Raw genomic sequence first — 12333 nt, 5'->3', positions numbered from 1 at the left:
GACGATCAGGAGGGTTGCGAGGTTGTCCGTGCAGTGCCTGTACACGGGGGCGGAAAAGGGAGGCTGCGCCGATCAAGATGATCGCGGCCTGAACAGGGCATCGGCCGCAAGCCGGTGAGCCGAGGATGCGGCCTTGTGCGCGCGGATGCGTTCGATTTCAGCTTCGAGCAGGACGACCCGGGCATCGAGTTCGTCAAGCGAATACCGTTCCAGGCTTTCACCGGCGAGGCGGCTGGCGGCTCCGAAGTCGCCCTCGGAAGACCGCCGCAGAGGTCGGTCGTCTTCGTCCATTGCAATGCAGCATCGGACTGGAACGGGATACTGTCAATGGGGCGTTGGCTTGGCTGTGGATGTTGGGGAAATAAGGCCCGCGCTATCGCTGACACCTGGTCGTCATCTCGGCGAAGGCTTGGGCTGTGATGGCCTTGGCGCGCCGTTGCTCACTACCCTCGAGTACACCTGGGTTCAACATGATGGCCAGTCGTCCCAACCTCCACCGGGATGAATATCCGCTTTCGGCCCGGTGTTTTCCTGTTCCCCATTCCCTGCATCCTGTGGCACAGGGAAGTTCATGTTAGCTGACCTTCCTGTCGTGATGACCGCCGTTGGCTACGATTCGCCTGGCGGCCCCGAAGTTCTCCGTCCCGAAATCGTTCCTGTTCCGAAGCCCGGCCCCGGCGAAGTGCTGGTACGGGTGGCGTTTGCCGGGGTGAACCGGCCCGACGTGGTACAGCGGACGGGCAATTATCCGCCGCCGCCGGGGGCCTCGCCGATTCCGGGGCTGGAGATTTCCGGCACGGTCGCCGCTCTGGGCGATGGGGTGACCGAATTCATTCCCGGCCAGCAGGTCTGCGCGCTCGTTTCCGGCGGGGGGTATGCGCAGTATTGCCTGGCCAAGGCCGGGCACTGCCTGGCGGTGCCCGAAGGCCTTGAAATGGACGAGGCGGCGGCGCTGCCCGAAACGCTGTTCACCGTCTGGCACAACGTTTTCGAGCGCGGCCATGCGCGTGAGGGCGAGACACTGCTGGTCCACGGCGGCACCAGCGGTATCGGCACGATGGCGGCGATGCTGGGCCGTCATTTCGGGTTGACGGTAATCGTCACCTGCGGTTCGGCTGAAAAGTGCGAGGCCGCACTGAAGATCGGCGCTACTCATGCGATCGACTACAAGGCGAACGATTTCGTCGAGGAAGTATCGCGTATCACCGGCGGCAAGGGGGTCGATCTCGTGCTCGACATGGTCGCGGGCAGCTATGTTCCGCGCAACCTCAAATGCCTGGCGCCGGACGGGCGCCACGTCACCATCGCGGTGCAGGGCGGGGCGAAGACAGAGATCAACATGGCTGTCGTCATGAGCCGCCGCTACACGCTTACCGGGTCGACGCTGCGGCCGCGCTCAGACGATTTCAAGACGCTGCTCGCGCAGGAAATCGTCGAATGTGCCTGGCCCTTGGTGGAGGAGGGCTTGCTGCGCCCGGTAATGGACACGCGCTTCCCCTTGGCGGAGGCTGCGGCGGCTCACGCAAGGATGGAAGCGGGCGACCATATCGGCAAAATCGTGCTGGAGGTTTGAACTGCGTCAGGGCGGGCGGGGAGTCCGCTGGCCCGTTCCACGTGGAACGTCAGGCGCTATCCTGCAAAAAACCTAGGCTTTCGCTTGCCCATTGCGCAAAATTTCCCTAAATCGGCATAGTACGGCCACTCCGAAGGGGTGGCCCTTATTGTTTCCGCCGGGGATAGAGACATGAGCCAGCCCACTCCGCTGATGCCGCACGCAACCGCCTCGTGGTTGGTCGACATCACTTCTTTGACTTTTGAGCAGATTGCAGAGTTCTGCGGTCTCCACATGCTTGAAGTCCAGGCCATGGCCGACGATCTGGCCTCCAGCAAGTACACCGGACGCGACCCTGTTCGCTCTGGTGAGCTGACGATGGAAGAGATCGAAAAGGGGCAGGCCAACCCCGAATACAAGCTGCGCATGCACAAGGTGCCGGTAACCGCGAGCCGTACCAAGGGTCCGCGCTACACTCCGGTATCCAAGCGTCAGGACAAGCCGGACGGTATCGCGTGGATACTGCGCAACCACGCCGAGGTTTCGGACGCGCAGATCGGCAAGCTGATCGGCACCACGCGCAACACGATCGCGGCGATTCGCGACCGTTCGCACTGGAACATCAACAACATCACGCCAAAGGACCCGGTAACGCTGGGTCTGTGCTCGCAGCGCGAACTGGACGCCTTGGTTGCCAAGGCAGCCAAGAAGGCTGGCATCCAGGAAGACGAGAACCTGACCAACGAGCGTCTGACGGACGACCGCGAGGCCTTGATCGAGGAACTTCGTGCAGAGCGTCAGGCGCAGGTCCAGGCCGCCAGCGCGGCCGCGCAGGAAGCCGAAGTCGCTGCCTGGCTCGAAGCCAAGCGCGCCGCCGAGGCTGAAGAGCGCAATCAGTAAAGATGTTTAGCCGGCAGATGCTCCGTGCATCTGCCGGCTATGCTCAAAGCCCGTGTCGCAGGAGCGCTACGCATCCTGGCGCGGAGGCGCAGGTCGCCACTTGGGCAGGCTGCTGCTCGTCACCTTTGACGCGCCGGGGTTCTGCCTACGGCCATAGGTGTGCTGCGGAAATCGGTGCCGGAATGGCTGGCGGTGGTGCAATATATCGGCGGCAGTACCGGGACGTCTAAAGGGGTGACTTAGCCACCCGAACCGCCAGCGCTGGCCAGATCGAGGCGATCGATCCGCAGGCGGCGCGGCGCGGCCTGTCGAGTCTCTTCACCCAGATTTCCGCGTGAACGCCGCTGGCCGGTTCGCTCAATGTGCGCGTTGAGCCGCGCCCGAGGCTGCCGAAAACCTTGTCGGCAAGCAGGACCGCAAGACCCTGCGGTTCAAAGTGGCGGGCGGCTGAACCGCCCGCCGGGTATCATTCCGCTGCGGCGGGCAGCATCAGTTCCGCTTCGACGGCCGGCAGGCGCGCCATGGCGGGGGGGATCTGGCCGCCGCTGGGGCTGAGGCGCCCCTCGAGGCGGGCGCCCTGTTCGATGGTCAGCGCGTCATAGGCGACGTCGCCTTCGATCCGGGCGGTCTTGAGGATCACCACCTCGCGAGCGGCGACGGAGCCGCGCACGAGACCGGCGATACGAACCGATTCGGCGCGCACGGCGCCGGTGATCTCGCTGCCTTCACCCTGGACGAGCGAATTGCAGGTGATGTCGCCCTCGACGCTGCCGTCGACGTGCAGGTCGGCGCTGGCTTGGATATTGCCGGTGATGGTGGTGTCCGAACCCAGCATCGAGAAACTCGTGCTGGTGCCGGTGACGCGGGAGCTAATGAAGGCCTTGGCCATGTCAGCGTCTCTCCTTCTGTGGCTGATTGTTGTTGTGGAGGTTGCTCTGTGCGGTTTGGGCCGCTTCGAGGAACGGGCGCGGATTGACCGGGCGGTCGTTGACCCGCACTTCGAAGTGGAGGTGCGAGCCGGTAGAGCGGCCGGTGCTGCCCATCGCGGCGATCAGCGCCCCGGCATCGACTTCCTGGCCGACGTGGGCGCGGAAACCCGAAAGGTGGCCGTAGCGGGTCATCAGGCCGTTGCCGTGAGTCACTTCCACGCAATTGCCGTAGCCGGACTTCTGGCCGACGAAGGTGACGCGGCCCTTGGCGGCGGCGTAGATCGGCGAACCCATCGGACCGGGAAAATCGAGCCCGGCATGGAACGCGGCGCCGCCGGTAAAGGGATCGGACCGGTAGCCGTAGCTGGACGAGACATAGGCGACATGGGCCGGGCTGACCTGCGGGATCGAGGCAAGGCCGTTTTCCAGTGCGTCCATGCGGGCCAGGCTCTGGCCCATGCGGCGGAAGCGGGGATCGATGCTGCCGTTGCTGGCGGTGGCCAGCTTCAACAGCGGACCGCCCTCGGCGGTGCGGCCCGATGGGATCATCGCACGCGGGTTGAGGCCGAGCTTGCGGATGGCATCGGTGGCCGTCTGGGAGCGGTCGTTGGCATAGCGGGTCAGGCGCTCAACCAGTGCAAGCTGCCTGGCTTCGATGCCGGCGAGGGTGCCCGCTTCGGGCAACGCTGCGCTGATCTTCTTCGCTTCAGCACCAGTTTCGTCGGTGGTTTGTGCCTGGGCGGCCTCGTCACCTTCGGGCAATTCGCTGATGTGGGCATCGACCATCTGCTCGATGAACTTCTGGCGGCGGGCGAGGTTGGAGGCGACCGTGTCGATATTCTCGCGGTACTGCTCGACGCTGTGCTCGGCCCGGGCGACCTTGGCTTCGCGCCCGGCGAGCGCGGCCTGCGCGGTGCCGGTGGAAACCTGCGACAAAGCCAGCGCACCAACCGAGGCGCACCAGGCGCCCAGAACGCCTACTGCCACACCTGCGGCGATCTTCTGACTCCGCGAAGAAATACGGATGAAACGGACTTGTCCCTGCGATCGCATGATGAACTCACGATCGGGAAACGCAGTCCTGAGGCGCTGTAAAAACGCCCCGGCTGAAGTGGATAGCAAAACGACCCCGCTGGAAATCTAGTGTCTCAGTCCCGGCGGGCCAACTAGCAGGGGGTTATTACCAAGGCGAATCGACTGGTCCCGGCACTTTGTCGAATCGAGCCGAGGCGGACGAGTCCTGCGGCGAGTTGAGGGATACAATGTCGATTGGCATTTCCTGGGCGGCAAAGCGGGCCGGGTTAGTTGATAAAGTGCACGCTCAAAACGCCTGTACAAGGGCGATTTCGCGGCGGCGGTGACAACGATGAGAAAGACCCTGCACGAATGTAGCAACGCGCGGCGATGTAGGAAAATGCGCGCTCAACGCCGTGTCTGGATCGGTGACAGGGGGGCTGCGCGGTGCTAGCGATCTGGCCATGAACCTTCAGACTTCCCTGTCCGCCGATCCTGCCGCGCCCGCTTTGGAGGCATTGGCTCCGGAAGCGCTGGTCGAACGGCTGGCCCGCGATGGCCGCGCCGCGCAGCGCGTGCTGGCGCGGATCAGCGATGCGGACAAGGCAGGCGCCCTGCGCGCCGCCGCGAAGGCCCTGCGCGCGGCGGAAGCCGAGATTCTCGCCGCCAATGCGCAGGATATCGCAGCGGGCGAGGCCAAGGGCCTTTCCGCCGCGCTGCTCGACCGTCTGCGGCTGGATGCGGGCCGGTTGGCGGGCATTGCCGATGCCGTGGATCAGGTTGCCGGGCTGCCCGATCCGGTGGGCGAGGTGATCTCCGCCGACGAGCGGCCCAACGGCCTGAAACTGTCGCGCGTTCGGGTGCCCATCGGACTGATCGGGATCATCTACGAAAGCCGCCCCAACGTGACCGCCGATGCCGCCGCGCTGTGCCTGCGTTCGGGCAATGCGGTAATGCTGCGCGGGGGCACCGAGGCGCTCCATTCCAACCGCGCGATCCGCGCCGCGCTGGCCGCCGGACTGGAAAGCGCGGGGCTTCCCGCTGCCGCGATTCAGCTGGTTCCGACGCAGGACCGCGCCGTCGTGGGTGCGATGCTGACCGCTGCCGGGCTGATCGACATGATCGTGCCGCGCGGGGGCAAAAGCCTTGTCGCGCGGGTTCAGGCCGATGCACGGGTGCCCGTGCTGGCCCACCTCGATGGCATCTGCCACACGTATGTCCACGCCGCAGCCGATGCGGACATGGCGCGAAAGCTGACCGTCAACGCCAAGCTGCGCCGCACCGGCATCTGCGGCGCGATGGAGACGCTGCTGCTCGACACCCAGTTCCCCGAAAGCGCTTCGGTAGTGGCCGGGCTGATCGACGCTGGCTGCGAAGTGCGCGGCGATGCGCGCGCGCAGGCGCTCGATCCCCGCGTACTGCCCGCGAGCGGTGAGGACTGGGATACCGAATATCTCGACGCCGTGCTTTCGGTTGCCGTGGTCGACGGGATGGAATCCGCGATCGAGCATATCGCCGCCCATTCCTCGCACCACACCGATGCGATTGTCACCGATGACGCCGAAGCGGCCGAGCGATTCCTCGATGAGGTCGACAGCGCCATCGTCATGGTCAACGCCTCCAGCCAGTTCGCCGATGGCGGCGAATTCGGCCTCGGCGCCGAGATCGGCATCGCCACCGGACGGCTCCATGCACGCGGCCCGGTCGCGCTGGAAGGGCTGACGACCTACAAGTGGCAGGTGCGCGGCTCCGGGCAGGCGCGGCCCTGATTCGAGCGGTGCAGAAGACCCGCTGCGGCCCGCTCACCGGCCTGCTGGGCGGCAGTTTCAACCCGGCGCACGGCGGGCACCGGCGGATCACCCTGTTCTGTATCGACGCGCTGGGGCTGGACGAGGCGTGGTGGCTGGTGTCGCCGGGCAATCCGCTGAAGCCGGCGGCCGGCATGGCGCCGCTGCCGGCGCGGGTCGAATCGGCCCGCAAACAGGCCCGCCGCGCGCGGATTCGCCCCACTGCGATAGAGCGTGAACTGGGCACCCGGTACACGGTCGATACGCTGAAAGCGCTGCTGCGGCGTTACCCGAAACGGCGCTTCGTATGGCTGATGGGGGCGGACAACCTCGCCCAGTTGCACCGCTGGAAAGACTGGCGAACGATCGCCCGACTCATGCCGATTGCGGTAATCGCCCGTCCGGGGTATGATGGCGCTGCCCTCGCGAGCCCCGCGATGGCCTGGCTGCGGCGTTACCGGACGTCCATGACCAGTCTTCGCGGCCCGGAAAGGTGGAGCGCACCTGCGCTAGTGACGTTGCGATTCGACCCCGATACGCGGTCGGCCACGGCTATACGCCAGGCTGATCCGGAGTGGGCACGGAAGTCCTCAGGTGGATTTTCGCGAGATGCGGTCACGCACAGGCCCCTATGTGGAACGCCCATCAACGGATCGGCAGCGTGAGAGGCTTTTCGGCCCTTCTCCTGCACAACCGGCACATCAAGAAAACGATCGCTCGCGGCACGGTGGCTTCCATCGCGTCCGGTCGATCCCTGAAAGGAGCAGACCTACACTAAGATGCCACAGGCACAGATACAGCCGGCCTCAACCGGCGCAACGCCCCCGCTGAGCCCCACGGTTCAGCACGAAGATCCGCTGCTGAACCTGATCCTCCAGTCGCTGGATGACGATCAGGTGCAGGATCTCGTGACCATCGACCTCGATGGCAAGTCCAGCATCGCGGACTTCATGGTGATCGGTTCCGGCCGTTCCACCCGTCAGGTCGCGGCCATGGCGCAGAAACTTGGCGAACGCCTCAAGCAGGGCGGCTTCGGCGGCCCGCGCATCGAAGGCCTGCCCGCAGCCGACTGGGTTCTGGTCGACGCCGGCGGCGTGGTGGTCCACCTGTTCCGCCCCGAAGTGCGCACGTTCTACAACCTGGAACGCATGTGGGGCTTCGACGGACCGACCGGCGCAGCCTGACCGCTGCGCTGCAAGGCTCCCTTTCAGGGGAGCCTGCTGGAGGATGAGCCCCGGTCGTCGCAAGTGACGACCTGAACGACCGGGCACCCTTTCGAAAGGACTCTGCGCCGGGACATCGCTGTCCTGTGCGTACTTGGATCATGCTGCTTCACATCATCGCCCGCGGCAAGATCGCCCGTTCGCCGGAGGCCGACCTGCTCGACCGCTATGCGAAGCGCATTGCCTGGCCGTTTCGCCACAGCGAACTGCCCGATGTCGGCGGCAGGATTCCTCCTCCCACCCAGACTCCCAGTCGCGATGTGCTGCTGGACGAACGCGGCAAGACGATGAGTTCGGAAGAATTCGCCGCGCTGCTTGGCCGCTGGCGCGATGAAGGCGTGCGCGAATGCCGCTTCCTGATCGGCGCCGCCGACGGCCACGGCGACGAAGCGCGGGGCCGGGCCGATCACCTGCTATGCTTCGGGCGCATGACCTGGCCGCACATGATGGCCCGCGCGATGCTGGCCGAGCAATTGTGGCGGGCAACGGCGATCCTCGCCGGGCATCCCTACCACCGCTCGGGCTGACGCGGATTTCCCGGCTGAATCTGCGATGAACCGGGAAACCTAATTCCGGTCAGTGCGTTAAACAGGAATAACGAATTTGGCCGCGCCCTTCAGGGGAAGGCGGCCCGCTCCGGGAGCCTGTTAAGTGCACATCGAAATGACCGATCGCCGCCTTGCTGGCGACACCATCATACCGCGCGTGGAAGCGGAGCGTGCCCCGATCCGCCGACAGGTCAGCGATGACACGATATCGCCGCACCTCCTGCGTGATACGGCCCGCGCTGCGGGCATGTTTCAGCGTTCCGTGCTTGGTCACCTGGACCATAAGGAATGGCTTGGCCGGGTCCGTGCGGATGGCCAGCGCCTGATGGATCTTCTGTCGGAAATGGGCTTCACCCCCAGCGAAGCGCGCCCTGACGCCAGATCGTAGGGCATGCTGGGGGGGTATTGACGCCAGCATCGTCGTTCCCTCTTCCCGGCTGACTCGCGGTGCCCTAGTTAACCGCGAGTGAAGCCTGCTGTCCGTTCTCTTTTGCTCCTTTCCGCCTTGGGTGTTGCCATCTTCGCCACGCAGGCGATGACGCAGCAGCTTGCCGTGCTCGACCCTGCGGTGGATGCGCGGCGCGCGCAGGCGGACATGCTGGCCGCCCGGCGCGAAGGCGCGGCAGCGCGCGGCCGGGCCGAGAGGCTGGAGGTGCGCGCCCGGCAGGTCACCCAGCAGGCCGACCGTACCGCGCGCGAAGCCGCCGCCATCGCCGCGCGCATTCAGGAAACCGAGGCGGCCATCGCCGCGCAGCGCGCACAGATGCGCCTGATCGCCTCGCAGCGGGCCGATCTTCGCGCCCGGCTTGCTGAACGTCAGGGCCCGCTGGCCCGGCTCACCGGATCGCTGCAACGCCTTTCCCGCCGCCCACCGCTGCTGGCGCTGCTGCGCCCCGGTTCGGTGCGCGATGCCGTCTACATGCGCGCCATGCTCGACACGATGCTGCCCGAGGTAGAGCGGCGCACGGCCTCCCTGCGCGGTGCGATCGAGCGGGGGCGTGCGCTGGAAGGGCAGGCCCGCGCCGCCGCAGCCGGCCTTGCCCAGGCGCAGGCCCAGATGCGTGAACGCCGGCAAAAGCTCGCCGTGATCGAATCGCGCCAGCGCCTTGCCGGGCGGCAGGCCAGCGGCATTGCCGCGCGGGAGGGCGACCGGGCCGTGGCGCTCGCCGAGAAGGCGCGCGATCTGGGCGATCTGGTTGAGGAAATGGGCCGCCAGGGCACTTTGCGCGAACAGCTCGCGGCGCTGCCGGGCCCGATCGTGCGCCCGCCGCGCCCCGAGGATTCGCGCGTGGCAGAAGCCTCGCAGTTCGTGCCGCCGCCGGCTGGATTGTCCAGCTACATGCTGCCCGTCACCGGGCGGCTGGTGACCGGGTTCGGCGAGAATGCACAGGGGCAGGCCCGCTCGATCGGGCTGGTGGTGGCGCCGCGCGAACAGGCGCAGGCGGTTGCGCCGGCGCCGGGGCGAGTGGCTTTCGCCGGGCCGTATCGCGGCTACGACCGGATCGTCATCATCGAGCATGACGGCGGCTGGACCTCCCTTGTCACGGGCCTTGCGCGGCTGAACGTGGCGGTGGGCGAAACGGTGGTGGCGGGCTCTCCCATCGGGATTTCCGGGCCGCGAAATCCGCGCATCATGGTCGAACTTCGGCAACACGGGGTTCCTGTTAATCCCCTGCAATATATCCGGTCGCTATGATGGCCCGGCGCGCCGTTTCTCGTCTTTCGTTTCGAGGGGGCATGGGGATCGGCGCGGTAATACCCATATCGGCTGGAAAGCCCGCCGATCCGCTGGCGTTTGCCGCCAAGGCTCGGTAGGATCACGGTCATGAACCCCCCGTCCGGCTTATCTGCCGGATGACGCTGAAAAGAGGCACATCGCCCGATGAAGATCGCCCCGTTCCTTCGCGCCACGGCGCTGGTGTCCGCCGTTGCGGTGCTGCCGATCGCGACCTCCGGGCTGGCCGCGGTGGACACCCGCGCGAGCCATGAATTCGACAAGCTCTTCACCATCTACGAGATCGTCAAGGACAACTACGTAGACCAGGTGGACGACAACAAGCTGCTCAAGGGCGCGATCGACGGCATGCTGGCCAGCCTCGACCCGCATTCGAACTATCTCGACGGTCCCTCGCTGCAGCGGCTCGAGACGATGATCGACGGCAAGTACACCGGCCTTGGCCTCTCGGTGATCGAGGATGAGGGCGCGGTGAAGATCATCTCACCGTTCAAGGGCAGCCCGGCCGAAAAGGCGGGCCTCAAGGCGGGCGACTACATCACTCACCTCGACGGCGTGCTCTATTACGAGCGCGACCTGGACGAGGCGGTATCCAAGATGCGCGGCGCGGCCGGCACCTCGATCCGCCTGACGATCTTCCGCCAGGGCCGCGATGCGCCGTTCGACGTCACCGTGACGCGCGGCGTGGTGGAACTGGAGCCGGTGACTTCCGAGCTGAAGGACAATGTCGGCGTGATCTCGGTGAACGAGTTCTCGCGCGATGTCGGCAACGACGTGAACATCGCGCTGGCCAGTTTGAAGAAGCAGGCAGCGCTCAAGGGCGGCAAGCTGTCGGGCCTGGTGCTTGACCTGCGCTCCAACCCGGGCGGTTCGCTGGACGAGGCGGTGGCCCTGTCCGACCTGTTCCTGGAAAAGGGCGACATCGTTTCGCAGCGCGGCCGCAATGCCAGCGAGAACCAGTTCTACCGCGCCGAATCGATGTTCAAGGGCGATGCGGCCAAGAACCTGCCGATCATCGTGCTGGTCGATGCAGGCTCCGCCTCGGCTTCCGAGATCGTCGCCGGCGCGCTTCAGGACCAGCACCGCGCGGTCATCATGGGCGAACGTACCTTCGGCAAGGGCTCGGTCCAGACCTTCCTGCCGCTCGACGCGAAAAGCGCGGTGAAGTTGACCACGGCCCGCTACTACACGCCTTCGGGCCATTCGGTGCAGGAGGGCGGGATCACCCCGGACATCAAGGTGCCGCAGTTGTCCGATCCCGATGCGCGGGCCCGCGCCGAGCGGGCGGTGCGCGAATCCGATCTTCGCGGCCACCTCATCAACGAGGCCTCGCTCAAGGACAAGGACCTCGAGACCGACAAGATGGACGATCCGCGCTTCAAGGTGACGGCGGCCGAGCTGGAAAAGCAGGGCATCAAGGACTTCCAGCTGCATTACGCGATCAGCACGCTGGAACGGACCGCCGGCAAGCCCGCGCTCGCCGCTGCAACCCCCAAGCGCTGACCGGTCTCAGGAGCACGTTTTGATGGCCGTTCCTGTCCTTCCTCGTCTGCGCGCCGCGCGCTGGCTGGCTTTCGGTATTCCCACGGTGCTGCTGGGCGGGGCGCTGGTCAGCCAGTACGTCTTCGGGCTGGCGCCGTGCGAGATGTGCTGGTGGCAGCGCTATCCGCACATGTTCGCGATCCTGCTTGGCGCACTGGCGTTTTTCTGGCGGCCGGTGCGTCCGCTGGTGGCGGTTGCGGCGCTGGCCGTGCTTGTTTCCGGGCTGATCGGCGGGTTTCACGCCGGGGTCGAATATGGCTGGTGGCAGGGTGTCACCGCCTGCACGGCAAGCCCCTTTGCGGCCGGCGGCGATCCGCTTGCCGCGATCATGGCCGCGCCGGTGATCCGCTGCGACGTGGCGCCGTGGTCCTTGCTGGGCATCTCGCTGGCGGGCTGGAATTTCCTGATCTCGACGATCGGGGCGCTTGCCGTGTTCGCTTTGGTGGCTGGTAGCGGCAATGCTGGTGGAAGGACCAGGTGATGAATGCGGTTTCCAAGCGCAGCGAACGGATGCTGCGGGTAGACCAGGCGGGTGAATTCGGCGCGACGCGCATCTATGCAGGCCAGCTTGCAGTGATGGGCACGCGCGGGCCGCACTCCACCGAGATCGCCGGCATGGCGGCGCAGGAGATCGAGCATCAGGCGCGCTTCGATGCGATGATCGCGCAGCGCGGCGTGCGCCCGACGCTGCTGCAGCCGGTGTGGTCCGTCGCCGGGTTCGCGCTGGGCGCGGCGACCGCGCTGATCGGGCCGGAAGCGGCGATGGCCTGCACCGCCGCGATCGAGACCGAGATCGACCGGCACTATACCCAGCAGCTTGACGAACTGGGCGATGAAGACCCGGAACTGGGCGAGGCGATCCTGAAATTCCGCGACGAGGAACGCCAGCACCGCGATGCCGCGCTGGCCGCCGGGGCGGAAAAGGCGCCGGCCTATCCGCTGCTATTCCACGCCATCCGCATGGGCTGCCGGGCCGCGATAAAGCTTTCGGAACGGATTTGAGGGTTCGCGGGTTGACTGGATGCAGGGATAAGCCTGCAGCTTAAGCTATCGTTCAACCCGGTACGCACCTATGTCGATGATGTACCTTGCCGTTACCGACC

At 66.1% G+C, this 12333-nt stretch carries 14 protein-coding genes; 11 read left to right on the top strand and 3 right to left on the bottom strand.

Translation table 11 applies throughout. The features are described from left to right. Positions 1 to 72: 72 nt before the first annotated feature. Positions 73 to 291, bottom strand: a complete 219-nt coding sequence (locus TQ38_RS00470) for a DUF1192 domain-containing protein (protein WP_043974340.1) — start codon at positions 289 to 291, stop codon at positions 73 to 75. A gap of 280 nt (positions 292 to 571) precedes the next feature. On the opposite strand from TQ38_RS00470, the gene TQ38_RS00465 reads away from it, so the two are divergent. Next, positions 572 to 1573, top strand: a complete 1002-nt coding sequence (locus tag TQ38_RS00465; RefSeq protein ID WP_043974342.1) for an NAD(P)H-quinone oxidoreductase — start codon at positions 572 to 574, stop codon at positions 1571 to 1573. 171 nt (positions 1574 to 1744) lie between these two features. Continuing rightward, positions 1745 to 2452, top strand: coding sequence for a DUF1013 domain-containing protein (locus TQ38_RS00460; protein ID WP_043974344.1), 708 nt, complete (start codon positions 1745 to 1747; stop codon positions 2450 to 2452). A gap of 466 nt (positions 2453 to 2918) precedes the next feature. Here TQ38_RS00460 and TQ38_RS00455 read toward each other — a convergent pair whose 3' ends face one another. Together TQ38_RS00455 and TQ38_RS00450 are read right to left on the bottom strand one after the other, a co-directional pair. Then, positions 2919 to 3341, bottom strand: a complete 423-nt coding sequence (locus TQ38_RS00455) for a polymer-forming cytoskeletal protein (RefSeq protein ID WP_043974346.1) — start codon at positions 3339 to 3341, stop codon at positions 2919 to 2921. 1 nt (position 3342) lies between these two features. Then, positions 3343 to 4503, bottom strand: a complete 1161-nt coding sequence (locus TQ38_RS00450; protein WP_052505650.1) for a M23 family metallopeptidase — start codon at positions 4501 to 4503, stop codon at positions 3343 to 3345. 356 nt (positions 4504 to 4859) lie between these two features. Here TQ38_RS00450 and TQ38_RS00445 point away from each other — a divergent pair, with 356 nt between their 5' ends. The 9 genes from TQ38_RS00445 (at position 4860) to TQ38_RS00405 (ending at position 12232) form a co-directional block, all read left to right on the top strand. Continuing rightward, positions 4860 to 6164: a glutamate-5-semialdehyde dehydrogenase gene (locus tag TQ38_RS00445; RefSeq protein ID WP_043974592.1), complete on the top strand. Its 1305-nt coding sequence runs from the start codon at positions 4860 to 4862 to the stop codon at positions 6162 to 6164. Then, positions 6128 to 6847, top strand: coding sequence for a nicotinate-nucleotide adenylyltransferase (locus TQ38_RS00440; RefSeq protein ID WP_043974351.1), 720 nt, complete (start codon positions 6128 to 6130; stop codon positions 6845 to 6847). The genes TQ38_RS00445 and TQ38_RS00440 overlap by 37 nt, the downstream gene beginning before the upstream one ends. 114 nt (positions 6848 to 6961) lie before the next feature. Then, complete coding sequence (gene rsfS / locus TQ38_RS00435) at positions 6962 to 7366, top strand: ribosome silencing factor (RefSeq protein ID WP_082057623.1); 405 nt, start codon at positions 6962 to 6964, stop codon at positions 7364 to 7366. A 140-nt stretch (positions 7367 to 7506) separates the two neighbouring features. Continuing rightward, complete coding sequence (locus TQ38_RS00430) at positions 7507 to 7932, top strand: 23S rRNA (pseudouridine(1915)-N(3))-methyltransferase RlmH (RefSeq protein WP_043974597.1); 426 nt, start codon at positions 7507 to 7509, stop codon at positions 7930 to 7932. 124 nt (positions 7933 to 8056) lie between these two features. Then, entirely contained in the window at positions 8057 to 8341 is a 285-nt protein-coding gene (locus TQ38_RS00425) for a hypothetical protein (protein WP_043974353.1), read from the top strand. Positions 8342 to 8419: 78 nt separating this feature from the next. Beyond that, positions 8420 to 9649, top strand: coding sequence for a murein hydrolase activator EnvC (locus TQ38_RS00420; protein WP_043974355.1), 1230 nt, complete (start codon positions 8420 to 8422; stop codon positions 9647 to 9649). Between the two features lie 186 nt (positions 9650 to 9835). Then, positions 9836 to 11191: a S41 family peptidase gene (locus TQ38_RS00415; protein WP_043974357.1), complete on the top strand. Its 1356-nt coding sequence runs from the start codon at positions 9836 to 9838 to the stop codon at positions 11189 to 11191. Between the two features lie 22 nt (positions 11192 to 11213). Beyond that, a complete protein-coding gene (locus TQ38_RS00410) occupies positions 11214 to 11711 on the top strand; it encodes a disulfide bond formation protein B (protein ID WP_043974358.1) in 498 nt (165 codons plus the stop codon). After that, on the top strand, positions 11711 to 12232 hold the full coding sequence (locus TQ38_RS00405) for a demethoxyubiquinone hydroxylase family protein (RefSeq protein WP_043974361.1): 522 nt from the start codon (positions 11711 to 11713) through the stop codon (positions 12230 to 12232). The genes TQ38_RS00410 and TQ38_RS00405 overlap by 1 nt, the downstream gene beginning before the upstream one ends. Positions 12233 to 12333: the final 101 nt, after the last annotated feature.

Source organism: Novosphingobium sp. P6W (assembly GCF_000876675.2).
Taxonomy (GTDB): Bacteria; Pseudomonadota; Alphaproteobacteria; order Sphingomonadales; family Sphingomonadaceae; genus Novosphingobium.
This window is presented reverse-complemented; position numbering and strand designations above follow the sequence as displayed.

Coding starts and splice junctions, on each gene's coding strand:
- TQ38_RS00470 (WP_043974340.1), bottom strand. CDS start 291: ATGGACGAAGACGACCGACCTCTGCGGCGGTCTTCCGAGGGCGACTTC.
- TQ38_RS00465 (WP_043974342.1), top strand. CDS start 572: ATGTTAGCTGACCTTCCTGTCGTGATGACCGCCGTTGGCTACGATTCG.
- TQ38_RS00460 (WP_043974344.1), top strand. CDS start 1,745: ATGAGCCAGCCCACTCCGCTGATGCCGCACGCAACCGCCTCGTGGTTG.
- TQ38_RS00455 (WP_043974346.1), bottom strand. CDS start 3,341: ATGGCCAAGGCCTTCATTAGCTCCCGCGTCACCGGCACCAGCACGAGT.
- TQ38_RS00445 (WP_043974592.1), top strand. CDS start 4,860: ATGAACCTTCAGACTTCCCTGTCCGCCGATCCTGCCGCGCCCGCTTTG.
- rsfS (WP_082057623.1), top strand. CDS start 6,962: ATGCCACAGGCACAGATACAGCCGGCCTCAACCGGCGCAACGCCCCCG.
- TQ38_RS00430 (WP_043974597.1), top strand. CDS start 7,507: ATGCTGCTTCACATCATCGCCCGCGGCAAGATCGCCCGTTCGCCGGAG.
- TQ38_RS00415 (WP_043974357.1), top strand. CDS start 9,836: ATGAAGATCGCCCCGTTCCTTCGCGCCACGGCGCTGGTGTCCGCCGTT.
- TQ38_RS00410 (WP_043974358.1), top strand. CDS start 11,214: ATGGCCGTTCCTGTCCTTCCTCGTCTGCGCGCCGCGCGCTGGCTGGCT.
- TQ38_RS00405 (WP_043974361.1), top strand. CDS start 11,711: ATGAATGCGGTTTCCAAGCGCAGCGAACGGATGCTGCGGGTAGACCAG.